Source organism: Chryseobacterium formosense, assembly GCF_900116415.1.
GTDB classification, from domain to species: Bacteria; Bacteroidota; Bacteroidia; order Flavobacteriales; family Weeksellaceae; genus Chryseobacterium; species Chryseobacterium formosense.
Map to the genome: position 1 here is coordinate 1 of NZ_FPAP01000006.1, position 26816 is coordinate 26816.

General features: G+C 35.2%; 26 protein-coding genes. 23 read left to right on the plus strand and 3 right to left on the minus strand.

All coding sequences use genetic code 11. From position 1 onward, the window contains the following. From BM371_RS18205 to BM371_RS18235, 7 genes are all read left to right on the plus strand, one after another. Positions 1 to 2820 (plus strand): RHS repeat domain-containing protein (locus BM371_RS18205; RefSeq protein ID WP_317040916.1); only part of this gene is annotated, 2820 nt, incomplete at its 5' end. Between the two features lie 16 nt (positions 2821 to 2836). Beyond that, a complete protein-coding gene (locus BM371_RS18210; RefSeq protein ID WP_034677508.1) occupies positions 2837 to 3277 on the plus strand; it encodes a hypothetical protein in 441 nt (146 codons plus the stop codon). A gap of 22 nt (positions 3278 to 3299) precedes the next feature. Next, positions 3300 to 3839 (plus strand): hypothetical protein, encoded by a 540-nt coding sequence (locus BM371_RS18215; protein WP_034677510.1) that lies wholly within the window; start codon positions 3300 to 3302, stop codon positions 3837 to 3839. A gap of 476 nt (positions 3840 to 4315) precedes the next feature. After that, complete coding sequence (locus BM371_RS18220; protein WP_051882853.1) at positions 4316 to 4879, plus strand: hypothetical protein; 564 nt, start codon at positions 4316 to 4318, stop codon at positions 4877 to 4879. A gap of 9 nt (positions 4880 to 4888) precedes the next feature. Beyond that, positions 4889 to 5542: a hypothetical protein gene (locus BM371_RS18225; protein ID WP_065721315.1), complete on the plus strand. Its 654-nt coding sequence runs from the start codon at positions 4889 to 4891 to the stop codon at positions 5540 to 5542. Positions 5543 to 5545: 3 nt separating this feature from the next. Next, positions 5546 to 6316: a sensor histidine kinase gene (locus BM371_RS18230; RefSeq protein ID WP_034677515.1), complete on the plus strand. Its 771-nt coding sequence runs from the start codon at positions 5546 to 5548 to the stop codon at positions 6314 to 6316. Next, positions 6313 to 6957 carry a response regulator transcription factor gene (locus BM371_RS18235; protein ID WP_034677517.1) on the plus strand — a complete coding sequence of 215 codons (645 nt, stop codon included), beginning with the start codon at positions 6313 to 6315 and terminating at the stop codon, positions 6955 to 6957. The genes BM371_RS18230 and BM371_RS18235 overlap by 4 nt, the downstream gene beginning before the upstream one ends. Before the next feature lie 42 nt (positions 6958 to 6999). Here the strand turns inward: BM371_RS18235 and BM371_RS18240 are convergent, their stop codons facing one another. From BM371_RS18240 to BM371_RS18250, 3 genes are read right to left on the minus strand one after another with little or no spacing between them, the layout of a single operon-like run. Then, positions 7000 to 7449, minus strand: coding sequence for a GNAT family N-acetyltransferase (locus BM371_RS18240; protein WP_034677519.1), 450 nt, complete (start codon positions 7447 to 7449; stop codon positions 7000 to 7002). Further along, entirely contained in the window at positions 7442 to 8065 is a 624-nt protein-coding gene (yihA, locus tag BM371_RS18245) for a ribosome biogenesis GTP-binding protein YihA/YsxC (protein WP_034677521.1), read from the minus strand. The genes BM371_RS18240 and yihA overlap by 8 nt, the downstream gene beginning before the upstream one ends. 57 nt (positions 8066 to 8122) lie before the next feature. Beyond that, positions 8123 to 8884, minus strand: coding sequence for an alpha/beta fold hydrolase (locus BM371_RS18250; protein ID WP_034677523.1), 762 nt, complete (start codon positions 8882 to 8884; stop codon positions 8123 to 8125). Between the two features lie 270 nt (positions 8885 to 9154). Here BM371_RS18250 and mraZ point away from each other — a divergent pair, with 270 nt between their 5' ends. The 16 genes from mraZ to ftsZ all read left to right on the plus strand — a co-directional run bounded on the left by mraZ (position 9155) and on the right by ftsZ (position 26778). Continuing rightward, complete coding sequence (gene mraZ / locus BM371_RS18255; protein ID WP_034677525.1) at positions 9155 to 9613, plus strand: division/cell wall cluster transcriptional repressor MraZ; 459 nt, start codon at positions 9155 to 9157, stop codon at positions 9611 to 9613. Between the two features lie 20 nt (positions 9614 to 9633). Beyond that, entirely contained in the window at positions 9634 to 10527 is an 894-nt protein-coding gene (gene rsmH / locus BM371_RS18260; protein ID WP_034677527.1) for a 16S rRNA (cytosine(1402)-N(4))-methyltransferase RsmH, read from the plus strand. 111 nt (positions 10528 to 10638) lie between these two features. Continuing rightward, positions 10639 to 11004, plus strand: coding sequence for an FtsL-like putative cell division protein (locus tag BM371_RS18265; RefSeq protein WP_034677529.1), 366 nt, complete (start codon positions 10639 to 10641; stop codon positions 11002 to 11004). Beyond that, the gene (locus BM371_RS18270) at positions 10988 to 12979 is read left to right on the plus strand and encodes a penicillin-binding transpeptidase domain-containing protein (RefSeq protein WP_034677531.1); all 1992 of its coding nucleotides are present in this window, start codon (positions 10988 to 10990) and stop codon (positions 12977 to 12979) included. The genes BM371_RS18265 and BM371_RS18270 overlap by 17 nt, the downstream gene beginning before the upstream one ends. Before the next feature lie 84 nt (positions 12980 to 13063). Beyond that, a complete protein-coding gene (locus BM371_RS18275) occupies positions 13064 to 14524 on the plus strand; it encodes a UDP-N-acetylmuramoyl-L-alanyl-D-glutamate--2,6-diaminopimelate ligase (protein ID WP_034677532.1) in 1461 nt (486 codons plus the stop codon). A 6-nt stretch (positions 14525 to 14530) separates the two neighbouring features. Then, positions 14531 to 14899 carry a hypothetical protein gene (locus tag BM371_RS18280; RefSeq protein WP_034677533.1) on the plus strand — a complete coding sequence of 123 codons (369 nt, stop codon included), beginning with the start codon at positions 14531 to 14533 and terminating at the stop codon, positions 14897 to 14899. Between the two features lie 22 nt (positions 14900 to 14921). Next, complete coding sequence (mraY, locus tag BM371_RS18285) at positions 14922 to 16163, plus strand: phospho-N-acetylmuramoyl-pentapeptide-transferase (protein WP_034677534.1); 1242 nt, start codon at positions 14922 to 14924, stop codon at positions 16161 to 16163. 55 nt (positions 16164 to 16218) lie between these two features. Next, on the plus strand, positions 16219 to 17556 hold the full coding sequence (murD, locus tag BM371_RS18290; RefSeq protein ID WP_034677535.1) for a UDP-N-acetylmuramoyl-L-alanine--D-glutamate ligase: 1338 nt from the start codon (positions 16219 to 16221) through the stop codon (positions 17554 to 17556). 22 nt (positions 17557 to 17578) lie between these two features. Next, positions 17579 to 18820, plus strand: a complete 1242-nt coding sequence (locus tag BM371_RS18295) for an FtsW/RodA/SpoVE family cell cycle protein (protein WP_034678260.1) — start codon at positions 17579 to 17581, stop codon at positions 18818 to 18820. Positions 18821 to 18832: 12 nt separating this feature from the next. Continuing rightward, a complete protein-coding gene (locus BM371_RS18300) occupies positions 18833 to 19075 on the plus strand; it encodes a hypothetical protein (protein WP_034677536.1) in 243 nt (80 codons plus the stop codon). Between the two features lie 10 nt (positions 19076 to 19085). Next, the gene (gene murG / locus BM371_RS18305; protein WP_034677537.1) at positions 19086 to 20192 is read left to right on the plus strand and encodes an undecaprenyldiphospho-muramoylpentapeptide beta-N-acetylglucosaminyltransferase; all 1107 of its coding nucleotides are present in this window, start codon (positions 19086 to 19088) and stop codon (positions 20190 to 20192) included. 166 nt (positions 20193 to 20358) lie between these two features. Further along, positions 20359 to 21717: a UDP-N-acetylmuramate--L-alanine ligase gene (gene murC, locus BM371_RS18310; protein WP_034677538.1), complete on the plus strand. Its 1359-nt coding sequence runs from the start codon at positions 20359 to 20361 to the stop codon at positions 21715 to 21717. Between the two features lie 122 nt (positions 21718 to 21839). Beyond that, on the plus strand, positions 21840 to 22217 hold the full coding sequence (locus BM371_RS18315; protein ID WP_034677539.1) for a GxxExxY protein: 378 nt from the start codon (positions 21840 to 21842) through the stop codon (positions 22215 to 22217). Positions 22218 to 22342: 125 nt separating this feature from the next. After that, positions 22343 to 23299, plus strand: a complete 957-nt coding sequence (locus BM371_RS18320; protein ID WP_034677540.1) for a cell division protein FtsQ/DivIB — start codon at positions 22343 to 22345, stop codon at positions 23297 to 23299. 88 nt (positions 23300 to 23387) lie between these two features. Continuing rightward, positions 23388 to 24779 (plus strand): cell division protein FtsA, encoded by a 1392-nt coding sequence (ftsA, locus tag BM371_RS18325; RefSeq protein WP_034677541.1) that lies wholly within the window; start codon positions 23388 to 23390, stop codon positions 24777 to 24779. An 85-nt stretch (positions 24780 to 24864) separates the two neighbouring features. Next, positions 24865 to 26778 (plus strand): cell division protein FtsZ, encoded by a 1914-nt coding sequence (gene ftsZ, locus BM371_RS18330; RefSeq protein ID WP_034677542.1) that lies wholly within the window; start codon positions 24865 to 24867, stop codon positions 26776 to 26778. The last annotated feature ends 38 nt before the right edge of the window (positions 26779 to 26816 follow it).

Sequence of the window (26816 nt, forward strand, 5' to 3'; positions counted from 1 at the left end):
TATGTTTATAATGAATATAACCAGCTTGCCTTTGTTATTCCGCCTTTGGCTTCAATTGCTTCACTTGACGAAACCACACTTAATAATCTTTGCTATCAATATCGTTACGACGGCAGAAACCGTCTGGTGGAAAAGAAGCTTCCGGGAAAAGGCTGGGAATATATGGTGTATGATAAGGCTGATCGATTAATTCTGACTCAGGATGCCAATATGAGACCTTCAGGAGATTGGCTGCTAACAAGATATGACAAATTTTCACGCGTTATTTATACGGCAATAGCAGGTATCGGAAACACATACATCAGAAAAGATATTCAGGATGCAGCCGATTATCATGGCGGTGTTGGAACACCTCTTACGGAAGAAAGAAGCTCTATAGGTTTTAGTAAAAACGGTATTCAGATCTATTACGGAAATAATGCATATCCTACCGCCATCAATCATGTTCTGTCTGTCAATTATTATGACACCTATCCGGCAGGAACACCAGGTTTTACCCCAACACTTCCAGGCAATGCAGCAATCACGGATAATTTTACGCAAAACGTAAATACCAAAAGTTTACCTGTAGCTTCTTATGTAAAAAACATAGAAGACGATAACTGGACGAAGAACTACACCTGGTACGACAATAAAGGAAGAGCCATTGCAACCCATTCGATCAATCATTTGGGAGGTTACACGAAGACAGAATCCCAGCTTGACTTTTCGGGAACTCCGAAACAGGTTGTAACAAGGCATAAGAGGCTTGATACCGATGTTGAACGTTTGATTACAGAAAATTTCACGTATGATCATCAAAACAGGGTGTTAGAACACACGCATCAGGTTGACGGTAATGCTGTGGAATATTTAGCCCAAAACGAATACAATGAACTTTCACAGCTGAAAAGTAAGAAAGTTGGAGGTACAAGCGCAGGAAACGGACTTCAAACAGTAGATTATAAGTACAACATCCGAGGATGGATGACTGGGATTAATGATCCGAATGATTTAAGTGGAGGTGATTTGTTCGGATATAAAATAAAATATAACCAGGTCGAAGGTCAACAAATGCCGAATAATGATTTCTCGGGACTTTTGGTACAGCCAAAATATAACGGAAATATTGCAGAAGTAGACTGGCGAACCAATACGACTGTAGGCGATAATTTAAGAAGATATAGTTATGTTTATGATGGCTTAAACAGATTGAGAGCAGGATTTTATCAGCGTGATGATAATCCCACAGCAAAAGAATATTTTGAGAAGATTGATTATGATCTGAATGGAAATATTACCAATTTAAAAAGATCAGCCTCAAAAGACGGAAATGCTTTCGCTTCGACGATTGATAATCTTAGCTATGTGTATGAAAACAACAACCAAAGCAACAGATTAATCACCGTTACAGATAGTTCCCAAGACTACAGAGGCTATCCTGATACTTCAGGAATTGCAATTACATATGACCTGAACGGAAATATGAAAAAGCATGAAGACAGAGGGATCTTGCAGATCGATTATAACTTTTTGAATCTTCCGAATTATACCATGTTTAATGAAGGATTGTCCCTAAGATCGGGAGTTATTAGAAACAATCTCAATTATTTATACCGGGCGGATGGAGTAAAATTAAAAAAGACATACAAATATGCTCCTTATGATCCTTGGGGGACAGCAACACAGCTAGAAACCAAAACTACTGAATACCTAGATGGTTTTCAATATGAAGGGCAAGGTTTAAGCTTGGGAGGACCAAAAGGTGGAAGTGCAGGATTGATTACATCATTACAGTTTGTACCTACCTCAGAAGGCTACTATGATTTTGTGAAAAATAAGTATATTTACAACTATGCAGACCATTTGGGAAATACAAGATTGAGTTATTTTCACAATGGCAGCGGCGTAGAAGTTCTTGAAGAAAACAACTATTATCCTTTTGGATTGAAGCATGAAGGGTATAATGCACTGGCAGGAAACCCGGGTTACCAGTATAAGTATCAAGGACAAGAGTTACAGGAGACTGGTTTTTACTCGTTTAAATATCGAGAGTATATGCCCGATGTGGGAAGATTTATTCAGTTAGACCCATTATCAGAAAAGTTTCCATATAATAGCACTTATGCCATCCAAGAAAATAAAATGGGAATGGGCATTGAATTGGAAGGATTAGAATTGTTACCGCATCATTCTGGTTATTTTGCAATTAAAGGAAATCAAATGACCGTTAAACAAGCTCCTATCACACAAAGAGATTCCTTTGGAAGGCCATCTTTCAGAGCAGGAGATATTGGATTAACGACAAGTGGATACAATCCTAATGGTGCAAGAATTACAGATGGTACAACCGGGCTAAAGCTTAACTCTTATCGATACAACGGGGCAACTGGTTCTGATGCAAAAATGGAAAGCGTTAGAGGAGATGATCGACCGACTAATATTTGGACAAAAATATATGATAAAGGTATTGATAAGGTAACTAAAGGATTTAGTGGCATAAAAGAAGTAGTCAAAAATGTAAAAATGGGTTTGGATATTCCCGAAGCAATAAAAAGTACAAATGATTATGTAAATGCTGTAAAAGATATAAACTCTATTGAAAAGCAAGCTACAACGATGGATAAAGCGATTGATTTAGTAAATTCTAGTGGAATAAATATGAACACCCAAACCAGAAATGATGTAACTAATTTTGTTTTTGATGGAACCTTACCTCCAGGAACAGATACTCAGAATGGGCTTATCATTCAAAATGGAACATCAATATTAAATTCTAATAACATAAAGATTCGTCCAACACAAGAGCAAATTAAACAAACAGAAATAAATAATAGGTAAAAAATATTCAGCAACAATGAAGGTAATTAAATGTATATTAATACTGCTCATTTTTTTCAGCATCAGTTGTTGTGTAAATCAACAAAAGAAAGATGAAGAGCAAATAAAAGAAACTGTCGTAAAATATTGGAAATTTGTAAAAGAAAAAGATTTTGAATCATATCTAAAATTAATGGGAGATTTTGATAACGCAGGTTTTGATGCAGTTTATTCGTATGATTTAGCGTTTTTAAATAGAAACTATAGAAAATTAGAAACTAATCAAACTTTATCAAAAATAACAGTAAAAGATACGGTAGTAATGGGGAGTAATCAAAAATATGTTAAATATATTGTTTATAATCATAGTTCAAAACCACCATTAGAAATCACATTGTTTTTCTACAAACAGGCAGGATATGACAAAATATTTAATGTTCAAATTTTAGGAAATATGCCAGAATGGGAAAAGGAGTAATAATTGAATTACATTAAGTAAAATGAAACATATAAAAGTTTATTTAACAGTAAGTTTAATTTTAACATTTTTATCTTTTTTCTTAATAATTAGATGGGGTCATATTATATTTTGGATTTTATTTTATATAATAGTCACAGTTTTTATAATGCTTTTAATAAGACAATTGGAAATTTTAAATTATATAAAAAAATATCCTTTTAGAAATTATGACGAATCAGACACATACTTTTCAGATGATGGAATTTTTAAATTTGAAAACGATGGCTTTTATGTTAAAAATCTAAAAACACAAGATTTTATAAAATGGAAGGATATAAATTTTATAATTGCTTACAATGTTTTGCTTTTTGACACCAGTACTATGTTCTTAGAAATCCATACAAATGAAGGTGCTTTCAAATTTAACGAGGAAACGGCAGGATGGTACCAATTAATTAATAATATTAGATTAAACCTTTCCAGTATTAATAATCAGTGGAGAATGATATTATTCAACACTCCTAATAAGGAAGATAGAATTATCGTATATAATCGAAATGATACCACTCTACATTTATAATACTGAATGCAAAATGGCAACGCCCTCCCGCTCCCGCACGATTTTATCGTGTGGGAGATAAATAAAAACCCTCGCAACTTGCGAGGGCTTTGTGTTTTATATTTTTAAGTTTAGAAGCTATAATAAAAGCATCGATAGTAGCAAATATGCAAACATTCAACTCTTTTATTTTTTTTAAGTATCAATTCAAAATTCTACTCCGAAAGTTTAAAAACAAACTCATTTCGAGGATCTTTCTTATAAGCATCTTTTTGAGTAACAGGCGAGATACCGAAAAGAGGAGAATAGGTTTTTACTTTTACACCTCGCTCCCGCACGATTGCATCGTGTGGCAAATAAAAAAAATAGGCTGTCTCACTACCGAGACAGTCTTTTTTTATTCAACAAAATGCTAAAATCAAAAAACATTGTTTTTCCTCTTTTTTATATTTGGTCTTATAACTACTTTTGTTACAAAACCTTATAAAATTAAAAAAATGAAAACTCCAATTATGTTTAAGAATTTAAGTTCGTTTATGAATGTGCTTTTGTTGGCTGCTCTTTCTTTGGTTGCTATTCGCTGTACACCTCCGCCACCGGAACCTCCGATAAGTGATGCTTATAAAAGTAAACTGATTACAAAAGAAGAAGCACGTGTTCTTTTTGATGAATATTCCAGAACCAACAACATGATCCTTACCCAAGCCAGAAACGGGAATCCCGATTCGCGTTGGTATTGGTTTTCTCTGGAAGAGATGGAAAGCTACATTCAGTATGTAAAAGCAAATGCTGATAAACAGAACCTGAAAGATGTGGGAATACGAATTTATTTGGGTAAATATCCTGAAAATCATCCCCAAAACAGAATGGCAAAACCGGAATTTGCGGGGTATCAGACTGTTTTTTTAATGCCTACATCAAAAATGACTCAGGATTCTATTAGCAGTCGACAAAGAAGAGGTGTTATCACGGATGAGAATCAGGATGTAGAAAATATTCAGCCGATGAATATGACCAATCTTTCGCCACCACCGAATTCACTTACAAATACAATGAATTAAATAACAGTTATGACCTGGAATGTAGAAATAGGGAAGCAGATCTCAATGGTGATTTTGGTCATCATGATGATTTTAATTATCATAAAATACAGAAAGATAGAAAAAGTGAATTTCTTTTTCTTCGCCGGATATATTTTATTATCATTAACTGATTTCTTTTTCTATTACTACCATAAGCTAACGAGCTTGAGCACAGAAAGATTTTACACAATTTGTATCACGATCGTGTTTTTCCTTTATCTGTTATACTATATGAAGCTTCTTTCTGCTCAAGTGCTAAAAAAAATACAGTTTTTTATTCTCGTTTGCTTTGTTCTCAGTATTTTGGCAATGTCTTATGTAGATAAAAGCTTATTTGAGCATTTTTCGTTCAATATGCTGTATATAAATATTCTTTTATTAACATTTTCCATCCTATTATTTTTGTATCAGACCTTTAATTCAGACAAAATATTTGAAATTAAAAACTATCTGCCGTTCTGGATTTCGGTAGGTCTTCTGATTTTTTATATTGGTATTATCCCGATTTTCTATTTCAGGACTTCTGTTTCACAGGATATATATTTTTTTATTCTATTTTTATTAAACCTTATCAGCAATATAATTATTGCAATAGGACTCTTTTGGACAAAACAGGATAAAATTAAACAAGTCAGATTTTAAAGCATGGAAGAAAACAATATGGTCATTGTTTTTACGATAACATTGTTTATCATTGTTTTAACGATGATTTTCGTTTATGTGATTTTCATTCAGAAAAAAACGACATTGCTGATCAGGCAAAAAGAAAAAGACATGCGTTTTGAAAAGGAACTGGCTACTTCGCAAATCGAAATGAAAGAGCAGACGTTGAATTACATCGGTCAGGAATTACACGATGACTTAGGGCAAAAACTTTCTGTCGTTCGTTTAAGACAAAACCAACTGATCGCCAAAATGAAGGATTCAGAAAAGGAAGAGTTGATCGAATTAAACGAATTATTAGGCGAATGCATTCAGGATATTCGTGATCTGTCTAAAACTTTAATTACAGAGCAGGTTATTCATTTCGGATTAATTGAATCTTTAGAACGAGAAATAAATAAAATCCGCAAGCTGAGGTTGCTTAAAATAGAACTGATTACCCAAAAACATGATATCGATATTTCGCCAAAACACGGTCTCATTTTGTTCAGGATTATTCAGGAGAGCATTAACAATATTCTTAAACATTCCAGAGCTAAAAATGTTTCTATAGAACTAGAAGACGGTCAACAAATGCTAAGCATTAAGATTAATGACAACGGGAAAGGGTTTGACACCCAAACCGTGAAAGACGGATCCGGACTTAAAAATATGGAACTGAGAGCGAAAATCATACACGCAGAATTTTCCATCCGTTCCGAGATTGATAAAGGTACACAGACATCCATTATTTATTACAAAAATCAGCCATGAAAACAATCCCTATCGCAATAGTTGACGATCATACACTAATGTCAAAAGCATTGGAAAATATGATCGCCGAAAACCCACAATACAAAGTCGTGATGAATCATCCCAATGGTGAAGATTTTATCGAAGCATTAGAAAAGACGGCCGATTTGCCTGCTGTCGTTTTAATGGACATCAATATGCCTTTTAAAAACGGAATAGAAACCACAGAATGGCTTTCTGAAAATCATCCCGACATCAAAGTAATTGCATTGACAATGGAAGATGACGAAAAAGTTTTGATAAAAATGCTAAAAGCCGGTGCAAAAGGATATTTACTGAAAGATATGCAGCCATCAATATTATTTCAGGCAATCGATACGGTCTTTGAAAAAGGAAGTTTTTATACCGATTTTGTTGCCCAGAAACTTCTCAAAGTGAAGACAGAAGATTTAAAAAACCAGTCTCTTCTTTCTGAGCTTAAAGAACGGGAAATAGAATTTATAAAGTTTGCCTGCAGTGAACTTACCTATAAAGAAATTGCCGATAAAATGTTTCTCAGCCCAAAAACAATTGACGGCTACAGAGATTCGGTTTTTATTAAACTCGATATCAAAAACAGGGTTGGCTTGGTTCTTTTTGCCATGAAACACAACCTTTGCTGATTCAAATAAAAAAGAGTTTCATGGATTTGAAACTCTTTTTTATTATTTTCTGAACATTTCTGTGTGCGGAATATTGTCTTCCAGATATTTTTTTCCGGTATCTTGAAAACCAAAATAAGAATAAAATTTCAACAGATAATCCTGGGCAGAAATTCTTACTTCTGAAGTTTTAAATCTGTTTTCTATCGTTTCAACGGCATATTGAATTAATTGTTTGCCTAAATTTTTTCCTCTTCCTTTTTCCGAAGTTAAAACTCTTCCGATAGAAGTTTCATTATATTTAATTCCTTTATCAAAAATTCTGCAGTATGCTAAAATGCGATTGTCCTGTTCTGCCCAAAGGTGAATCGCTTTTTCATCGTAACCATCCAGATCGGGATAAGGGCAATCTTGTTCCACTACAAAAACATCAATTCTCGCTTTGATGATTTCGTGAAATTCAGGAACGGTTAATTCATCAAAACTTTTTATTTTCCAGATTATATTACTCATCAAAACTTACACTGTTATTTTCTAAAAACTCGTTGGTGGTCTGAATAAAATTTAAAATTTCTTCACATCCTTCTTTCTTTTCTGCTGAAGTTAAATAAGTTTCAGGAAGATCTTCCCAGGTTTTTAAAAGTTCATTTTTATAGGCTTCTACATTTTGAATGGCAACATTGGGTTTCAGTTTATCTGCTTTTGTGAAGACAATAGAAAAGGGAACACCGCTCTCGCCGCACCATTGGATAAATTCCAGATCGATCTTTTGCGGACTGTGACGAGAATCTATCAAAACAAAAAGATTCACAAGATTTCTTCTGTTGAGAATATAATTAGTAATTAGCTTTTCAAAATCCTTTCGCTGAACTTTAGAAACTTTTGCATATCCGTAACCCGGTAAATCGGTGAGATACCAGTTTTCATTTACTAAAAAATGATTGATAAGCTGCGTTTTTCCCGGTGTACCCGAAGTTTTTGCTAAATCTTTATGATTCATCATCGCATTGATCAGTGAAGATTTTCCTACGTTTGATCTTCCGATGAATGCATATTCCGGCATATTCGGTTCGGGGCATTCCTGCCATTTTCCGCTGCTTTTTACAAACGTTGCTGTTTTTATAACCATTTTATTGATTTTTATTTAGAAAAACAAACCATTAAGAATCTCTTAATGGTTTATCTATTATACTTTATCTTTTACCCAGTTGTAAAGAATTTCGTTGAATTCATCTGGCTTTTCCATCATTGCAGCATGTCCGCATTTATCGATCCAGAACAAATCTGAGTTTGGTATAAACTTGTGCATGTCTTCTGCAACTTCAGGTGGTGTTACATTATCCTGTTTTCCCCAGATCAGACAGGTTGGTCTTGAGATTTTAGGAAGATCATTCAGCATGTTGTGTTTGATGGCACTTCTTGCCAACATTACCGTTTTAATTCCTTTCATACGGTCATTTACAACACTGAAAACTTCATCTACTAAATCTTCGGTTGCTACTGAAGGATCATAAAAAACCTCTTCTGCTTTTTTTCTGATATAGGAACGGTCGTTTTTTCTCGGAAAACTGTCACCAAAAGCTCTTTCGTATAAACCGGAGCTTCCGGTAAGAACAAGATTCTGAACCAGATCAGGTCTTGCCAAAGTTAATATTAAACCAACATGACCACCCATAGAGTTTCCTACAATGGTAACCGGTTTGCCAATATTGGTTTCTATAAATTTAATTACATACTTCGCTATAGTGGTGAGATTGGTATTGAGTACGGGCAAATCGTAGATCGGCAATTGAGGCACATATACCTTAAAACCTTTTTCTGAAAAAAAATTCACCATTTTATCAAAATTACTCAATCCACCCATTAACCCGTGCAAAAGCACAAGCGGGTGGCCTTCTCCAGCTTCTATAAAGTTGTATTTCTTTTCTTTTTTTGTACTAAATCTCATAAGTGCCTGTATAAGCCTTGCAAAAATACAAATTAAACACCAAAAATATTTTGATATATCTAATTTAAACTAAAAATAATATAATAAAACCATTGTGGTGTAAAATTTTAAAAATCTTTTTGCTATGCGATGAATAAATAGATCTTCTTCTTATTTTATCTCAAAGATTTATGTCATTGATTATCAGTTGTAATCAAAACTTATTAACATTAAGTCAAAAAGTGGGAAAAAGTGGGAAGTTTTGGAAAAATATTTCTAATTTTGTCCCAAATGAGAAATTTCATTGGAACATATGAGTGCAAAATAGACGACAAGGGTCGCCTTAAAGTGCCTTCATCGCTGATTAAGCAGATGGAGGATTTTGAGGATAAAACCTTTGTGGTAAAGCGTTCTGTGTTTCAACCGTGTCTTGAAGTTTACCCGATGAAAGCATGGGATAAACTGATGGGTAAGATTAACAAACTAAACAGATTCATCAAGAAAAATGCTGATTTTATAAGAATGTTTACAGCCGGAGTGAAAACCGTGGAGCTGGATGGAGCAGGAAGACTGCAGATTTCAAAAGACCTTACCCATTTTGCCAACTTACATAAAGATATTGTGGTGACAAGTGCAGGAGAACTTTTTGAAATTTGGGATAAAGAAGCATACGAAAAAGTAATAGCAACCAACGAAAACGATTTTGCAAGTCTTGCAGAAGATGTAATGGGAGCTTTTGATGAAGAATAATTAAAATAAGCACAAATAGCATGTATCACAACCCCGTTTTATTGAAGCAAAGTGTGGATGATTTGGTGACGAATCCGGACGGAATCTATGTGGACTGCACATTTGGCGGCGGCGGACATTCACGTGAAATCGTAAGCAGACTTTCCGAAAACGGAAAGCTATTCGCATTTGATCAGGATTTGGATGCGCTCGAAAATAAACTGGATGATCCTAAGTTTACTTTAATCAATCAAAATTTCAGATTTCTTGAAAACTCTTTACTGATGTATGGCGTTTCTCAGGTTGACGGAATTTTAGCTGATCTTGGCGTTTCTTCTCATCAGTTCGATGAAGCAGATAGAGGTTTTTCTACAAGAAGCAATGCGCCGCTTGATATGAGAATGAATGTCATGCAAAGTCTTGATGCTAAAAAAGTCATCAATGAATATGACGAAGAAGCTTTAGCAGATATCTTTTATTATTACGGTGAATTGAGAGAAGCAAGAAAATTGGCTCGTGACATCGTTCACCACAGAAAAACCAAAACGATAGAAACAACAGAAGATTTAAAAAAACTCTTCAGTTATCTTCCGCCACATAAAGTAAATAAATTTTATGCACAGTTGTTTCAGGCAATAAGAATAGAAGTCAATCAGGAGCTGGAGGTTTTGAAAGAAATGCTGGTTCAGTCTTATAATATCTTAAAACCGGGAGGAAGATTGGTGGTCATTTCTTATCACTCTCTTGAAGATCGTCTGGTAAAAAGATTTTTGAAAAACGGAATGTTTGAAGGGGAACCCGAAAGAGACATTTACGGAAATTATAAAAAAGCATTTGAACTTGTAAAGAGCAAAGCAATTATTCCTGATAATAAGGAGATTGAAGAAAACTCAAGAGCGAGAAGCGCAAAAATGAGAACAGGAATAAAAGTGTGATAAAATCACAGCTTGTAAAATTCCCCTCCAAAGGAGGGGTGGCAAAAATTCGAAAGAATTTTTGACGGGGTGGTCAATAACAATATTTAAAAAATAAATCAGACAAAGTCTGTGGCAAAAAGAACAACATACAAACCTCAGAAGAAACTCACTTTTATAGATATTATAAAAGGGAACTTCCTTAACAGGGATGAGATCAAGTTGTATTACAAATACTTCCTGCTGTTGTTTGTTTTGATGATGGCCATGATTTACAGCAATCATTTAGTCAACAAAAAAATAAAAATTGTCAATGCCTTAAAAGAAGAAACGGAAGAATACAAATCAAGAAACGCTTACGCACAAAGTAAGCTGATCAAAGTAAAAATGGAATCTGAACTCGGAAAAGAAGTTGCCTCAGATTCACTCATGACTTTAGAGAGTCACCCGCACAAATTGTTAATAAAATTGGACAGTACCGATGCAAAAACAAAATGATTACGATAACAAAAGAAAGAAAACATTGCGATGGGGATACCTTTTCGCAACAGTTGCTTTATGCGTATTTGTGATGTTTTTGGCAAGAATTGTTATACTTCAGAATACCAATGTACAGGAGATCAAAGATGATTATATCAATAATAATTACCGTACAGCCACTCTGAAAGCAGCCCGTGGAAACTTATTCGCTTCAGACGGATCGATTTTGGCAACAACGGTGATGCGTTATGACATTTATCTTGATTTTAAAACGATAAAAGATACGGTTTACAGCAATAACATCGGTGCACTTACCGATTCTTTGAGCAAAATGTTCGGAAAATCAAGAGCAGATTTCAGAAAAAGATTTGATGAGCAGAAAAAGAATAAAAACCAATACTATTCTTTGGTAAAAGGACTTGATTTTGATCAGTACGACAGAATCAGAAAGTTCCCGATTTTTAAAAGAGGTAAAAATAAAGGCGGATTTATCGTTGACAGAAACTACAAACGTGAATTGGCAACCTCAGAAATCGGTTCCGGAACCATAGGAATCGACAATGGTGTCGCTAAAGCAGGACTTGAAGGGGCATTTTCAAAATATTTAACTGGAATTGACGGGAGCAGACTGGAGCAAAGAGTAAACTCTTCCCAATGGAAGCCGATCGACTATTGGAAAGTAAGCGAGCCGGTTGACGGACAGGATGTTTACACGACTTTAGATCTTAGAATTCAGGATATTGCACATTCGGCATTACAAAAGCAGCTGATCAATTTCGAAGCGAAGCATGGAACAGTGATCGTGATGGAGGTAGAAACCGGGAAAGTTCGTGCTATGGTTAATCTTAGAAGAGATGACGAAGGAAATTATGTTGATGCCTACAATTATGCAATAAAAGATAATATCGAGCCGGGATCAACATTCAAAGTTGTTTCACTTTTAGCCGCAATGGATGATGGTTTTATTGATGAAAATACAACAGTAGATGTAGGAAACGGAATTTGGGTGTATGCAAAACAGAGAATTACAGACGGTCACGGAGGCGGAACTTATGATATTTCTGATGTTTTAGCAAAATCAAGTAACGTTGGTACGGCTAAATTGATTACAAAATATTATGCCGACAAACCTGAAATTTTCTTAGATCATCTAAGAAGATGGAAATTATTCGATAAAATGGATATTGAACTTCCGGGAATTACTAAGCCGAAAGTTTTAACTCCAAAACATAAAAGATGGAACGCCGCAACTTTAGCATCAATCGGTTACGGATATTCTACCAATATTAATCTGCTTCAGTTAGCCACTTTTTATAATGGTGTTGCCAACAAAGGTAAAATGGTGAAGCCTCTTTTCATTGATAAGATCATGCAAAACGGGAAAGTTACTTTTGAAGCCCAGACTCAGGTCATGGTTAAAAAAATGGCTTCCGAAAAAGCTTTGAAAATGATGACCGATGCCTTAACGAAAGCAGTTGAAAAAGGAACCGGAAGAAGTATTTTCACACCCAATTTAAAAATGGCAGGAAAAACAGGGACCGCAAGATTTGAATATTGGTTGCCTGGTCCGATGAAATACAGATCTTCATTTGCAGGATTTTATCCGGCTGATAATCCGAAATATACTTGTTATGTAATGATCAGTGAGCCCAATACGGCGAAAGGATTCTACGGAGGAACGGTTTCAGCGCCGGTGTTTAAAGAAATTGCAGGTAAAACTTTCTTGAAAACACCTCAAAATATTGAGAAAGAAATGCTTGTTGACAAAAAGGTCAATCTTAATAAAATGGTTGAACCAAACGTAAAAGTTACTGTTAACAACAAGCAAATGCCAAGTGTTGTGGGATTAATCGGTAAAAACGTGATTCCACAATTAGAGAATTTAGGTTATCGGGTTGATTATAAAGGAGTGGGAAGAATTAAAGAACAGTTCCCTCTCGAAGGCACAACAATAAGTAAAAATCAGAGGATTTATTTATCTCTGCAGAATTAAAAAATAGTCCTGAAAGGACGGCTTAATAAAGAATAGGATGAAATCCTATTATAAAAAAAATAATAAAATATAAAGCATCAGAAAATGCAATTAAATGATTTATTAAACAGAATTCCGGTTTTAGAAAGTCATGGTGAAAACAACCGTGAGGTTTCTGCATTGGTTTTCGACAGCAGAAAAGTTTCAGAAAATTCATTGTATATCGCAGTGAAAGGAACAGTTGCAGACGGACATTCATTTATTGCATCATCGATTGAGAAAGGAGCAAAAACAATTGTTTGTGAAGATTTACCGGAGAATTTGGATGAAAACATTACCTACATCAAAGTAAAAGATTCATCAAAAGCTTTGGCACATCTGGCGTCCAATTTTTACGGAAATCCTTCTGAAAAACTAAAATTAATCGGCGTTACAGGAACAAATGGTAAGACTTCTGTTTCTACTTTACTGTTTGATGTTTTTAAAAATTTAGGCTATAATTCGGCGCTGCTTTCTACAGTAGAAATCAGAATCGGAGAAGAAATAATTCCTGCGACACATACTACGCCGGATGTGATTACGATTAATCAGATTTTGGCTAAAGCGGTTGAATCAGGATGTGAGTTTGCTTTCATGGAAGTAAGTTCACACGGAATTTCCCAAAACAGAATCGAAGGTTTACATTTCAAAATAGCTGGGTTTACCAATCTTACCCACGATCATTTAGATTATCATAAAACGTTTGATGATTATTTAAAAACAAAAAAAAGATTTTTTGATGAATTAAATGATGAAGCTGTTGCCATTACCAATGTTGATGACAAAAACGGAAACGTGATGCTTCAGAATACCAAAGCAAAGAAAAAATCTTATGCTTTGAAAACGATGGCAGATTACCACGGAAGGCTTTTGGAAGTTGATTTCAACGGAATGCTTTTAAACTTTAACGGGAAAGAATTCTGGACAACTTTAACGGGTAAATTCAATGTTTACAATTTGCTATTGGTGTTTGGAATTGCTGCTGAATTAGGTTTTGAAGAGGACGAAATTCTTCAGGCAATCAGCAGATTGAAAAGAGTTTCCGGAAGATTTGAAACCTTCAAATCCGATGGCGGAATTTTCTTCATCGTCGATTATGCCCACACTCCAGATGCGCTGGAAAATGTTTTAGACAGCATCAACGACATCAGAACGAAAAACGAAAGACTGATTACCGTTTTCGGTTGTGGTGGAGACAGAGATCACGCAAAAAGACCTGAAATGGGAAATATTGCTACAAAGAAATCAACTTTAGCAATTATCACTTCAGACAATCCTCGAACGGAAGATCCGGCTGCAATTATCAAGGAAATTGAAGCGGGCGTTGAACCTCAGAACTTCAGCAAATACACTTCGATTCCCGACAGAAGAGAAGCGATAAAAATGGCCATAAAGTTTGCCGAGCCCAAAGACATTGTTCTCGTAGCCGGAAAAGGCCATGAAAATTATCAAGAAATCAATGGTGTAAAACATCATTTTGACGATAAAGAAGTAATAAATGAGCTTTGGAAGCTTATGAGTAAATAAGTAAAAATGAAGGCATTAAAAATAACTTTAACTATTTTATTCTTTTTGGTTTTTGGAATAGTAATGCTTTTTATTTTCACAAATGATTTTGAGAGAAAAATTAAGATTTTGGATTGTGAGGGAGTTTATTATTCAAAAGTTTTAAAAAAACCAGATTTTTATTATTTAAATAATGCTGTGGTAGATGTGGGAAATTGTCTTTGTGAAAAATATATGACTAAAAAAGATACTGTCTACGAAAAAGAGATTTTGAAACTATTCTTAACGCATAGACCTATAATGACCCCAGATCATATAGCAAATGCTAAAGTGATTAAAGTTGATTCAATTTGTAAATATAGGAGCGATATATTTATCAAAATGTACGATATGTAACGAACCAAAACAAGAGCTAAAAATGTTATACTATTTATATGAATATCTAACGAGTCAAGGCATCCACATTCCGGGAATGGGAATGTTGAGGTATATTTCGTTCCGTGCAGGAATGGCGGTTTTGCTATCATTAACGATTGCTTTGGTTTACGGTAAAACAATCATCAATTATCTCAGAGGAAAGCAAATGGGCGAATTGGTGCGTGATTTAGGACTAGACGGACAAAAACAAAAAGAAGGAACTCCTACAATGGGGGGGCTTATCATTATTTTGGCGACCATTATTCCGGTTGTATTATTTACGAGAATTACCAATATTTACATTGTTCTTCTTATCGTTACGGTGATTTGGATGGGAGCCATTGGTTTCCTGGATGATTATTTAAAGAAGATTAAAAAAAATAAAGACGGACTTAGCGGAAAATTCAAAATTGTAGGTCAGGTTGGTTTAGGGCTAATTGTCGGAGTGACAATGTATTTCCATCCTGATATTACAGTTAAAAGAAAGTATGCTGATGCAAAAGTAGTCAACAGAAATAATGTTGAACAAAACTTTATGCCGACCGAAAAGATTACGGTTTCTACAGTTCCGTTTACTAAAAACAATGAGTTTGACTACAGTGGAATGTTGTTTTGGATGGATGATGCAGAAGCTCACGAATGGGCGTGGATTGTTTTCATTCCCATTGTAATCTTTATTGTGACAGCGGTTTCTAACGGAGCCAATATTACCGACGGAATCGATGGTTTAGCAGCAGGAACAAGTACAATTATTCTCTTGGCTCTTGCATTTTTCGCCTACGTTTCCGGAAACATCATTTTTGCTGATTATCTGAACATTATGTTCCTGCCAAATATGGGAGAAACCACCATTTTTGCGGTCGCCATGGTCGGTGCAGTCATTGGATTCTTTTGGTATAATACCTATCCGGCTCAGGTTTTTATGGGCGATACGGGAAGTTTAATGTTAGGTGGTGTGATTGCTGTTTTGGCCATTATTTTACGAAAAGAACTGATGATTCCTGTGCTTTGCGGAATTTTCTTGATTGAAAATGTTTCGGTAATGCTTCAGGTGGTTGTCTTTAAATACAGGAAAAGAAAATTCGGGTTGGAATATGCCCAAAATAATAGATTGTTTAAAATGTCTCCGCTTCATCATCATTATCAGAAAGAAGGATTTCACGAAAGTAAAATCGTTAACAGGATGATTATCATCGGAGTTATGTTAGCAATTGTGTGTCTCATTACATTGAAGATGAGATAAGAATTAGCAGATAGTTGTAAGCGAAAGCGATCAGCAAAAAGCAAAAAGCAAGTTTATGAAAATAGTTGTTTTAGGAGGTGGCGAAAGCGGTTGTGGTGCTGCTTATTTGGCTAAAAAGAAAGGTTTGGAAGTGTTTCTTTCAGACAAAGGAGCCATTAAAGATCACTACAAACAATTTTTGACGGAAAATGAGATTGAATTTGAAGAGGAAAATCACGATGAAGAAAGAATTCTCAATGCCGACTGGATTGTAAAAAGTCCCGGAATTCCGAAAAAAGCGGAGATGATTAACAAAATTCACGAGAAAGGAATCAGACTTTCTTCTGAAATTGAGTTTGCTTCAGAGTTTACCGATGCAAAAATCATCGCCATCACAGGAAGTAATGGGAAAACAACGACAACGTCTCTGATCTATTATATCCTGAAAAATGACGGATTGAAAGTTGGTTTAGGCGGAAACATCGGTTACAGTTTTGCAAAGCAGGTTGCTGATGAAAACCATGAATATTATGTTTTGGAGGTAAGTTCTTTCCAGTTGGATGATATTCAGAATTTCCGACCGTACATTTCTTTGTTGCTGAATTTGTCTAAAGATCATTTAGATCAGTACAACTACAACTACGAAGAGTATGCATTGGCAAAATTCAGAATCACTGAAAATCAGGAGAATGACAATTTTTTCATCTACAATAAAGATGACGAAATGAGTAAAAACATTCTTGAGAAACTTGAAATCAAAGCAAAGATGATTCCTTTTTCAACACACGAAAAATTATCTGAGGGAGGGTTTGTAGACGGAGAAAATATTGAAGTAAACCTTAAAGATAAATTCTCTATGAAAATTGACGAATTGTCTTTATTGGGAAATCATAATGTTGCAAACAGCCTGGCCGCTTCAATTGCCGGTAAAATATTGGAAATCAATAATGAAAGTATCAGAAACTCATTAATGACTTTTCAGGCAGTTGAGCACAGACTGGAATTTGTAACTGAAATTGATGGAGTAAAATTCATCAACGACAGTAAAGCAACGAATGTAAATGCAGCATATTACGCTTTAGAAAGCATGAAAAACCCAACGGTTTGGATTGTTGGAGGCGTAGATAAAGGAAATGATTATACCGAAGTAGAAGATTTGGTTAAAAGAAAAGTAAAAGCAATAGTTTGCTTAGGAATTGATAATCAGAAGATCATCGATTTCTTCAAAGATAAAAAAGAACTGATTTACAGCACCTCAAGTATGGAAGAAGCCGTAAAAACTTCAAAATCATTAGCCAAAAACGGAGATACGGTTTTATTGTCTCCTTGTTGTGCAAGTTTTGATCTTTTCAAAAGCTATGAAGACAGAGGTCGTCAGTTTAAAGAACAGGTATTAAAAGCCAATGGCAATTAGCCAAAAGCCAATAGCGGAAACTATGAACGAACAGAATTTAGAAGAAAGCAGATTCGAATTTCTAAAGGGCGATAAAGTGCTTTGGATGGTCATTCTTGTGATCTCCATTTTCTCTATTTTCCCGGTTTATTCTGCAAGTTCAAACCTTGAATATATTGTAAACAACGGAACCACTACCGGTCACGTGATGAAGCATATGTTTTTTGTGGTTTTAGGTTTGGCGATCATGAGAATTGTAGGAACAGTGAAGTATGAATATATGGGTAAACTCAGCAGTATCATGTTGGGTTTAATGATTATTCTGCTGATTGTCACGATGTTTACCGGACAAACGATTGACGGAGCGAGTGCTTCAAGATGGTTGAAAATTCCGGGAACACCGATTTCGTTTCAGCCTTCGTCTTTTGCTTTTTTAATGCTGATTATTTATCTGTGCAGATACTTAACTAAGAAAATAACAAGAGAAAGACTTCCAATAGAAAATGTCATGTACATTTTCGGTCCAATCTTACTGGTTTTCGTGTTGGTGGCAAAAGATAACGGTTCAACTGCTTTAATGATTTTAATGGTTTCAGTAATTGTCCTGATTATCGGGCAGCTTCACTGGAAATACATTGCAGGATTTATTTCTGCATCATTTGTTGCGATTGTTTTGTTTTTAATCATTGCTTTAAATACAAATTTAATCGGCGGAAACCGTGTGCATACATGGATGAGCCGTATTGAAACCTTTACGTCAAGCAAAGCAAAAACGGCTGATGTTGATGATGAAAGTGTAAAAGCGAAAAATTATCAGGTCATGCAGGCAAAAGCCGCCATCGTTCACGGAGGAATTACCGGAATGGGACCAGGAAAATCAGCTTTAAAACAAATGCTTCCGCAATCTGCATCCGATTTTATTTTTGCAGTAATTGTAGAAGAATACGGATTAATAGGTGCAGGATTTCTCATCAGTATGTATCTGATTATGATTGTCCGGATTGTCATGATTGCAAGTAAAATGCCCGCATTTTTCGGCTCGCTGCTCGTTCTCAGTCTCGGGGTGATGATATTCATACAATTGGCGGTAAATATTGCCGTTGCAGTGAATCTGATCCCGGTGACAGGACAACCGTTGCCGCTGATCAGCTATGGAGGAACATCGATGCTGGTGACCTACATCCAGCTTGGAATTATTTTAAACATCAGCTCAAGAATCCAGATCTACGATGAAGAAGGAATGGGCAAAAAACAAAGTATTGTTGAGATAAACGACATTGCATAAAGACCAAACAAAATGGAAATAAGAAAAATAACATTTATTGACAGCAAAAACTCAGAAAATCCTGTGGTTATTGAAAAAACAGAAGATATAACGAATTTTCTGGAAACATTCAGATTGGAAATGAATGACGTTATAGAGCTTAATGATGCAATGTACACGGTAAAATCTATATCAGAAAAAGATGAGGATGGTAAAAATGAAATTATTGTCGGCGTAGAATTTATTGATTTAATTGAAAATCAGCCAACAGCTTAAAATCGATAAGATGGACAAAAAAATAAAAGTACTATTAAGCGGAGGCGGAACAGGAGGACATATCTTCCCGGCTATTGCTATTGCAGACGAAATCAAGAAAAGATTTCCTGATGCAGAATTTTTGTTCATCGGAGCTAATGGCAAAATGGAAATGGAAAAAGTTCCGCAAGCTGGCTACAAAATCGAAGGATTAAACATTGCAGGTTTCGACAGAGGGAATTTGCTTAAAAACATAGGCTTACCATTCAAACTTATTTCGAGTTTGATGAAGGCTAAAAAAATTATAAAAAACTTTAAACCAGATTTTGCTGTTGGAACGGGTGGTTTTGCAAGCGGACCGGCTTTGTTTATGGCTGCAAAGATGGGAATTCCGACTTTTATTCAGGAGCAGAATTCCTTACCTGGAAAAACCAACACTGCAAACGGAAAGAAAGCAAAAGCAGTATTTGTGGCTTATCCGGATATGGAGAAATTCTTTCCCCATTCGAAAGTATTTTTCCTAGGAAATCCGATTCGTGAGAATATTGTTTCAGGAATGCAGGAAACTTCTTCCGCTAAAGAGAAATTGGGTTTAGATAAAAATCAACTTATCATTTTATCGGTTGGTGGATCTTTAGGTTCAAGAACGTTAAACAACGGTTGGAAAGACAACCTTGAAAACCTGAAAGAAAAAGGTTATCAATTAATCTGGCAAACCGGAAAATTGGATTACAAAGAATTGAGCAGCGAATCTCGAATTTCGAATCTCGAATCTCAAATCCAGTTAAAGGAATTCATCAAAGATATGGAAACAGCATATTCTGCAGCAGATGTTATTGTTTCAAGAGCGGGAGCCATTGCAATTTCAGAATTATCAGTGGCGCAAAAACCTGTTATCTTGGTGCCTTTCCCATTTGCGGCAGAAGATCATCAAACGAAAAATGCGATGAATCTGGTTGAAAAGAATGCGGCAAGAATGGTAAAAGATTCAGAAATGAAGGAAAAATTCTGGACAACTTTATCAGGAATCTGCGAAAATGAAAATGTAAGAAAAGAAATGTCTGAAAATCTGAAATATTTTGCCAAACCAAATGCGGCGAAAGGGATTGTAGATGAGATTTTTAAAATAATTAAGTAAGTGCAGGTTGTCATTCTGAATGTAGCATAGCGAAATGAAGAATCTAAATTGAGATTCCTCGTTCCTCGGAATGACAAAAATATGTTTAAGATAATAAATAGAGATAAAATATAATTGAGAGGATATTGAATTTCAAATCTCAAACTTCAAATCTCAAATAAATAAAATGAACAATTTAGAAACATATCAAAATTTTTACTTCGTCGGAATCGGAGGTATCGGAATGAGTGCTTTGGCGCGCTATTTCCATGCTTCGGGCAAGAAAGTTTCAGGCTACGATAAAACCAACACCAAATTGACGACGGCTTTGATGAGTGAAGGAATTGATATTGTTTTTGAAGATGTCATTGATGAAAAAATAACTTCGCTTCAGAAAGAAAAGACATTAATAATCTATACTCCAGCCATCAAAAAACTGGGGATTTTGGATTATTTTAATAACAATCAGTTTGAAGTTTTAAAAAGAGCAAAAGTTCTAGGATTAATTACAGAAAATACAGACTGCATTGCAGTTGCGGGAACTCACGGAAAAACAACGACTTCCACTTTGGTTTCGCACTTGTGTAAAGAAGCAGATTTTCCTTTCTCATGTTTTTTAGGTGGAATTTCTGAGAATTTCAAATCAAATTTCCTGTATAATGGTTCGCAATATTCTGTAGTTGAAGCTGATGAATACGACAGAAGTTTTTTAAACCTTTCTCCGGATTGGGCAGTAATCACTTCTACCGATGCCGATCATTTGGATATTTATGGAGATAAAAATACGATTGAAGAAGGTTTCAGACAGTTTGCAGCTTTAGTTCCTGAAGATAAACAGCTTTTTGTAAGAAAAGGAATCGAAATCGGGAGGGCTCATAAAACTTATGCAGTCAACGAAGAAGCAGATTATTATTCAGATAACCTTCGTATGGATTATGATAAAATCTATTTTGATTTTCACACTCCAACTGAAACGATAAAAGATTTTGTGTGGGAAATTCCGGGAATTCACAATGTAGAAAATGCAACGGTTGCGATTGCAATTTTGCACAATCTGGGAGTTGATTTTGAAACGTTAAAGAAAGCAATTGCCAATTTTAAAGGGATTAAAAGAAGATACACAAAGCATATTTATCCGAGCGGTAAAATTTATATTGACGATTATGCGCATCATCCAACAGAAATCAATGCTGTAGTTGGTTCGATAAAAACGTTTTATCCGGATAAAAAACTGTTGGTGGTTTTTCAGCCGCATTTGTTCAGCAGAACTAGAGATTTTGCCGATGGATTTGCAGAAAGCTTAAATAATTCTGAAGAATTGATTTTGCTCGATATTTATCCGGCACGAGAGCTTCAGGAGAATTTTGAAGGAATCACTTCAGACTGGCTTTTGGAAAAAGTGATTTTAGATAAAAAAGAAGTTTCATCACTGAATGAAGCTTTTAATAAAATAAAAGAAAAAGACTTTGATATTCTTCTCACAGTAGGAGCAGGAAATATAGATACGCTGTATGATCCTATTTGTGAGTGGCTTGGAAAAATTTAGCTAAATAAATTTAACGCAACGAACGCAATGAAAATTTACAAACACAATGTATATTTTTTGGTCGCAAGGGCGTTTCACTCAGCAAATGATAGCTGAAAATATTATTGTAAATAAAAACACAAATGACAGAAAATGAAATTTCAAATATGGTTTTTGATGCAGGAATGAAAGTGCATCGTAAACTTGGAATTGGACTCTATGAAAATGTTTATGAGCAATGCTTAATTTACGAATTGAAGAACTGTGGTTTGAAGGTTGAAAGCCAGAAAGACATTAGCATTAATTATGAAGGTTTAATAATTGAAAAGGCATTTAGAGTAGATTTATTGATTGAGAATAAAGTAATTATAGAAATAAAAGCTGTTCCGGAAGTTAATAAATATCATTTTTTTCAGCTTCTTAATTATTTAAGAGTTACAGAAATAAAATTGGGGATGATTTTGAATTTTCATTCCACCTTATTTAAAGACGGAGTAAAAAGAGCAGTAAATAAATTATAAAATAAAAACTTGTAAAAATATTTTCAGTTATCATTTGCTGAGTGAAACGCCCTTGCGAACAGAAAACAATAGATAATGATCTATAAATCCTTGCGAACATTGCGTTAAAAAATGAAAAAACAAAAATGAAAAATAAATACAGAATATTAAAAATTGCCATCACAGTAATCATTCTTGGTTTCCTGTTGAGTTTCTCTTTGAAGAAATTCAGCGGTCAGAAGATTACGGACAATAAAATTTCTGTAAAAATGAATGAAAAAACGCCGGTGTATTTTATTGATGAAAAAGACATCCGTGAGATTGTGAATAAAGAAAATCCTTCCCGAAAAGTAGGAGATCTGAATATTCCTGAACTGGAAAAGAAAATCAATGCGCTTCCGGCTGTAGACAGCGCAAATGTTTATTTAAATTTAAACGGAAAATTAAATTTAGACATCAAACAAAGAGTTCCGGTTTTCCGATTGAATAAGGATGGAAAAGATTTCTATGTAGACGAAAAAGGAACAGAATTTCCGATTTCCAGAACGTATTCTCATCCCTGTATGTTGGTGACGGGAGATGTCAAAAAGGATGAATATGAAAAGTTGGCTGAACTTGTTGAAAAAATCGACAAAGATGATTTCAGCAAAAAATATTTCATCGGAATTTCAAAATATAAAGACAATTACAGTCTTCTGACAAGTGAAGGAAATTACCGAGTTGAGATTGGAGATTTAGACAATATTGATTTTAAAGTAAAAGGTTTTAAAACTTTTGTTGAAAAATATCTTGTCTATCAGGATCCGCAGAAATACAAAATGATTTCGGTAAAATATCAGAATCAGATTGTAACAACGCTGAATCCGTATTTTAAGGAAAACGACAGTATTTTAAAGGCAAGTCATAAAGATTTGGTAAAAGCTCCGGTTGCAGCGGCTCCTGTTAAAAAAACAGAAGTAAATCCTAAACCTGAAGTGAAAAAAGCAAGTTCTGCTTCTTTAAAACCAAAAGAAAACACAAAACCAAAAGCAGTCGTCAAACCCAAGGAAACTAAGAAACCTGCAGCAAAACCAAAAAGCAAGGCAAAGGTTAAAATAGAATAAAGAAAGAGTCCCGAAGGGACGACTCACTGAAGAATAGGATAAAATCCTATCAAATAAAATAAGAATTAAATCAAATCGATATAAAACAATGGAAAATCAAGAGTATTCAGTAGGTCTGGACATTGGGACGACCAAGATCGTTGCCATTGTCGGAAGGAGGAATGCACATGGGAAAATAGAAATTCTCGGTGTTGGGAAAGCCAAAAGTCTTGGAGTTCATAAAGGGATTGTGAATAATATTTCGCAGACCATCAACTCAATCAAAGCTGCTGTGTCTGAAGCACAGTCGAGCGCAGGAGTTCCTATCCATAAAGTAACGGTAGGAATTGCAGGAAAGCACATTCGTTCACTGCAACACTCCGATTATATTATGCGTGAACATCCGGACAAATTTATTACAGATGACGACATTGAAGCGTTAAAAGATCAGGTGAAAAAACTGGTCATGCTTCCTGGCGAAGAAATCATCCACGTACTTCCGCAGGAATATAAGGTTGATTCTGAAGGAGAAATTCAGGAGCCTGTCGGGATGCACGGAAAACGTCTGGAAGCCAATTTCCATGTGGTTGTCGGGCAAATGGGAAGCATCAGAAACATCGCAAGATGTGTAAGAGAAGCCGGATTGGAGATGGAGGCGCTTACTTTAGAGCCTTTGGCATCTTCAGAAGCCGTTCTTACCAAGGAAGAGAAAGAAGCAGGAGTTGCCATCGTAGACATCGGTGGTGGAACTACGGATATTGCTATTTTTAAAGATAATATCATCCGTCATACTTGCGTCATTCCATACGGGGGCGGAATTATTACGGAAGACATCAAAGAAGGCTGTTCAATTATTGAAAAGCACGCCGAGCAATTAAAGGTTAAGTTCGGTTCTGCAGTTCCTGAATTGGAAAAAGACAGCACATTTGTGACCATTCCCGGACTTCACGGAAGACCGGATAAAGAAATTTCTCTGAAAACTTTAGCGCAGATTATCAATGCGAGAGTAGAGGAGATTCTTGAAATGGTAAATACGGAATTAAAGGCTTACGGAGCTTTTGAACAAAAGAAAAAACTGATTGCAGGAATTGTTCTGACAGGTGGTGGTTCAAACTTGAAACATCTTCGTCAGTTGGCAAATTACACAACAGGTTTCGATAGCAGAATTGGTTTTGCGAATGAATACATTGCGAACGACAAAAATCAGTATCTTAAAGGACCGGAATTTGCTACTTCTATCGGTTTATTGATGGAAAGTTTAAAAATCAGAGACAAAAAAACAACTGCGGTAGAAGAAGAAAATGAAATTGAGGTTGAAACTAAAGTTGAACAGAAAGAACAACAGATAGTTACAAATAATGAAACTCAAACTGTTGTTGCTCACCAATCGGTTCAGGAAACAGAAATTGCTCCGGAATCTGAAACAAACAAAAAGGTGAGATTAACTTTTGGGCAGTCTTTGATGGAAAAAGTAAAAAAATTCTTTGAAGAAGTAGAGTAAAAAAATATAGATGATGAATGATAAGCGATGAATGATTTTCTCATCAACTATCATAGTCGGTTATCAATTATATAAAAAAATAGATATGGAAAATATAGGTACACAAGGATTTTCATTTGATTTGCCAAAAGGAAATTCATCGATCATTAAAGTAATCGGTGTTGGTGGCGGCGGAAACAACGCACTGAAGCACATGTACGAGAAAGGAATTCACGGGGTAGATTTCGTGATTTGTAATACTGATGCGCAGACTTTAGATAATAACCCGGTTTCAAACAAAGTACAGTTGGGAACAACCATTACTGAAGGTCTTGGAGCGGGAGCAGATCCTGAAGTTGGAGAAAAATCTGCTATTGAAAGTATTGAAGACATCAAAGCTGCAATGGGACAAAATACCAAAATGGTATTTATCACTGCCGGAATGGGTGGTGGTACAGGAACCGGAGCTGCTCCCGTGATTGCTAAAGTGGCAAAAGATATGGGAATTCTTACAGTCGGTATCGTAACCGTTCCTTTTAGTTTTGAAGGAAAAAGAAGATTGGAACAGGCTGAAAGCGGTCTTGAAAAATTAAGAAATAATGTTGATTCTTTAATCGTTATTAATAATGATAAATTAAGACAACAATTCGGAAACCTTGGTTTCAAACAGGGATTTTCAAAAGCCGATGAAGTTTTAACCAATGCTGCAAAAGGTATGGCAGAAGTTATTACCGGTTATTTCGATGTAAACATTGACTTTAGAGATGCTAAATCTGTGCTTCAGAATTCTGGAACGGCTTTAATGTCTACAGGAACTGCTTCAGGTGAAAATAAGGCGGAAGAAGCAGTTAAAAAAGCATTAGACTCTCCATTATTGAATGATAACAAAATTACAGGCGCAAGAAATGTACTGTTATTAATCAGAAGTGGTGCGGAAGAAGCTACCATGGACGAAATCGGTATCATCATGGATTATATCCAGAAAGAAGCAGGTCATACAGCTGATATCATTTTCGGAGTTGGTGCTGATGAAGAATTGGGTGATGCAGTGAGTGTATTGGTTATTGCTACCGGTTTTTCTAATGACAACAAAAAATTTGCAGGACCTACTGAGAAAATCAGAATTGGTTTGAATGATGCTTTAGATACGCCAAAAACTTCACCTTTTAAAACAAAAGAAGAAAGAGAAATTCCTGAACAAGGATACGATTTCGGAGGTAAAAACCTTTTCAGATTGGATGATGAAGATCAGGATGCTTCAAGCTTCAAGATGTCATCTGTTGAAAAAAAAATGACTATCGAGGATGAGGAGGTAAAAACTGAAATAAAATTCTCTGATAGAGAGCAAGATACGTTGGAAAGCCCGATTCAGAGCTGGAGAAATGAAGAAGAAGCTCAGGATGAAGCCTATAGTTTATTCTCATTTGATGATGATAATGACACTAATGATTTAGAGATTCAATCGTTCTCATTTGATTTTGAAAATAAAAAAGAAGAGCCTAAAAACGATTCTTTCACTTCAAATTTTGCAGAAGAAAAACCGGTTGAATTCAGCTTTACGGTAAATGAGCCAATCAATGAGCCAAAAGTAGATTTCTCTCAGCCAAAAAACGAATTTGAAACTTCTACACAAACTGTAAGTCAGGTTACTGAAGAAGCTGCGCCGAAGATTGAGAATTTTTATCAGGCTAAAGAAGAAATAAAATCGGAAGAGCCAACTTATGAAAACAGAACAGAAGTTGAAACTCCAAAACAAGCAGAAAGTGAATTCACATTTGTTACAAAACCTGCTGATCAGGAAAGAGTAATGGAAAGAAGAAACAAACTGAAAGAATTCAATTCCCGTTATCAGAATTTCGATAATGTGAACGAGTTTGAATCTGTTCCTGCTTTTAAGAGAAAAAATATTTCAATCGACGGAAGCAATGCATCAGACCAGAATATCAACAGTTACCTGTCTGATAACAACGGAAATATGCAGATCAGAGAAAACAGATTTTTAAATAAAGATGTAGATTAAATTGCAATTGGCAATTGGCTTTTAGCAATTGGCTTTAT

What these genes read in the sequence shown, in the direction of transcription:
- ftsA (WP_034677541.1), top strand. Translation starts at nt 23,388, where the DNA reads ATGGAAAATCAAGAGTATTCAGTAGGTCTGGACATTGGGACGACCAAG.
- yihA (WP_034677521.1), bottom strand. Translation starts at nt 8,065, where the DNA reads ATGGTTATAAAAACAGCAACGTTTGTAAAAAGCAGCGGAAAATGGCAG.
- BM371_RS18235 (WP_034677517.1), top strand. Translation starts at nt 6,313, where the DNA reads ATGAAAACAATCCCTATCGCAATAGTTGACGATCATACACTAATGTCA.
- ftsZ (WP_034677542.1), top strand. Translation starts at nt 24,865, where the DNA reads ATGGAAAATATAGGTACACAAGGATTTTCATTTGATTTGCCAAAAGGA.
- BM371_RS18280 (WP_034677533.1), top strand. Translation starts at nt 14,531, where the DNA reads ATGAAGGCATTAAAAATAACTTTAACTATTTTATTCTTTTTGGTTTTT.
- murG (WP_034677537.1), top strand. Translation starts at nt 19,086, where the DNA reads ATGGACAAAAAAATAAAAGTACTATTAAGCGGAGGCGGAACAGGAGGA.
- BM371_RS18295 (WP_034678260.1), top strand. Translation starts at nt 17,579, where the DNA reads ATGAACGAACAGAATTTAGAAGAAAGCAGATTCGAATTTCTAAAGGGC.
- mraY (WP_034677534.1), top strand. Translation starts at nt 14,922, where the DNA reads ATGTTATACTATTTATATGAATATCTAACGAGTCAAGGCATCCACATT.
- murC (WP_034677538.1), top strand. Translation starts at nt 20,359, where the DNA reads ATGAACAATTTAGAAACATATCAAAATTTTTACTTCGTCGGAATCGGA.
- BM371_RS18275 (WP_034677532.1), top strand. Translation starts at nt 13,064, where the DNA reads ATGCAATTAAATGATTTATTAAACAGAATTCCGGTTTTAGAAAGTCAT.
- murD (WP_034677535.1), top strand. Translation starts at nt 16,219, where the DNA reads ATGAAAATAGTTGTTTTAGGAGGTGGCGAAAGCGGTTGTGGTGCTGCT.
- BM371_RS18300 (WP_034677536.1), top strand. Translation starts at nt 18,833, where the DNA reads ATGGAAATAAGAAAAATAACATTTATTGACAGCAAAAACTCAGAAAAT.
- BM371_RS18270 (WP_034677531.1), top strand. Translation starts at nt 10,988, where the DNA reads ATGCAAAAACAAAATGATTACGATAACAAAAGAAAGAAAACATTGCGA.
- BM371_RS18230 (WP_034677515.1), top strand. Translation starts at nt 5,546, where the DNA reads ATGGAAGAAAACAATATGGTCATTGTTTTTACGATAACATTGTTTATC.
- BM371_RS18215 (WP_034677510.1), top strand. Translation starts at nt 3,300, where the DNA reads ATGAAACATATAAAAGTTTATTTAACAGTAAGTTTAATTTTAACATTT.
- BM371_RS18315 (WP_034677539.1), top strand. Translation starts at nt 21,840, where the DNA reads ATGACAGAAAATGAAATTTCAAATATGGTTTTTGATGCAGGAATGAAA.
- BM371_RS18320 (WP_034677540.1), top strand. Translation starts at nt 22,343, where the DNA reads ATGAAAAATAAATACAGAATATTAAAAATTGCCATCACAGTAATCATT.
- BM371_RS18210 (WP_034677508.1), top strand. Translation starts at nt 2,837, where the DNA reads ATGAAGGTAATTAAATGTATATTAATACTGCTCATTTTTTTCAGCATC.
- BM371_RS18240 (WP_034677519.1), bottom strand. Translation starts at nt 7,449, where the DNA reads ATGAGTAATATAATCTGGAAAATAAAAAGTTTTGATGAATTAACCGTT.
- BM371_RS18250 (WP_034677523.1), bottom strand. Translation starts at nt 8,884, where the DNA reads ATGAGATTTAGTACAAAAAAAGAAAAGAAATACAACTTTATAGAAGCT.
- rsmH (WP_034677527.1), top strand. Translation starts at nt 9,634, where the DNA reads ATGTATCACAACCCCGTTTTATTGAAGCAAAGTGTGGATGATTTGGTG.
- BM371_RS18225 (WP_065721315.1), top strand. Translation starts at nt 4,889, where the DNA reads ATGACCTGGAATGTAGAAATAGGGAAGCAGATCTCAATGGTGATTTTG.
- mraZ (WP_034677525.1), top strand. Translation starts at nt 9,155, where the DNA reads ATGAGAAATTTCATTGGAACATATGAGTGCAAAATAGACGACAAGGGT.
- BM371_RS18220 (WP_051882853.1), top strand. Translation starts at nt 4,316, where the DNA reads ATGAAAACTCCAATTATGTTTAAGAATTTAAGTTCGTTTATGAATGTG.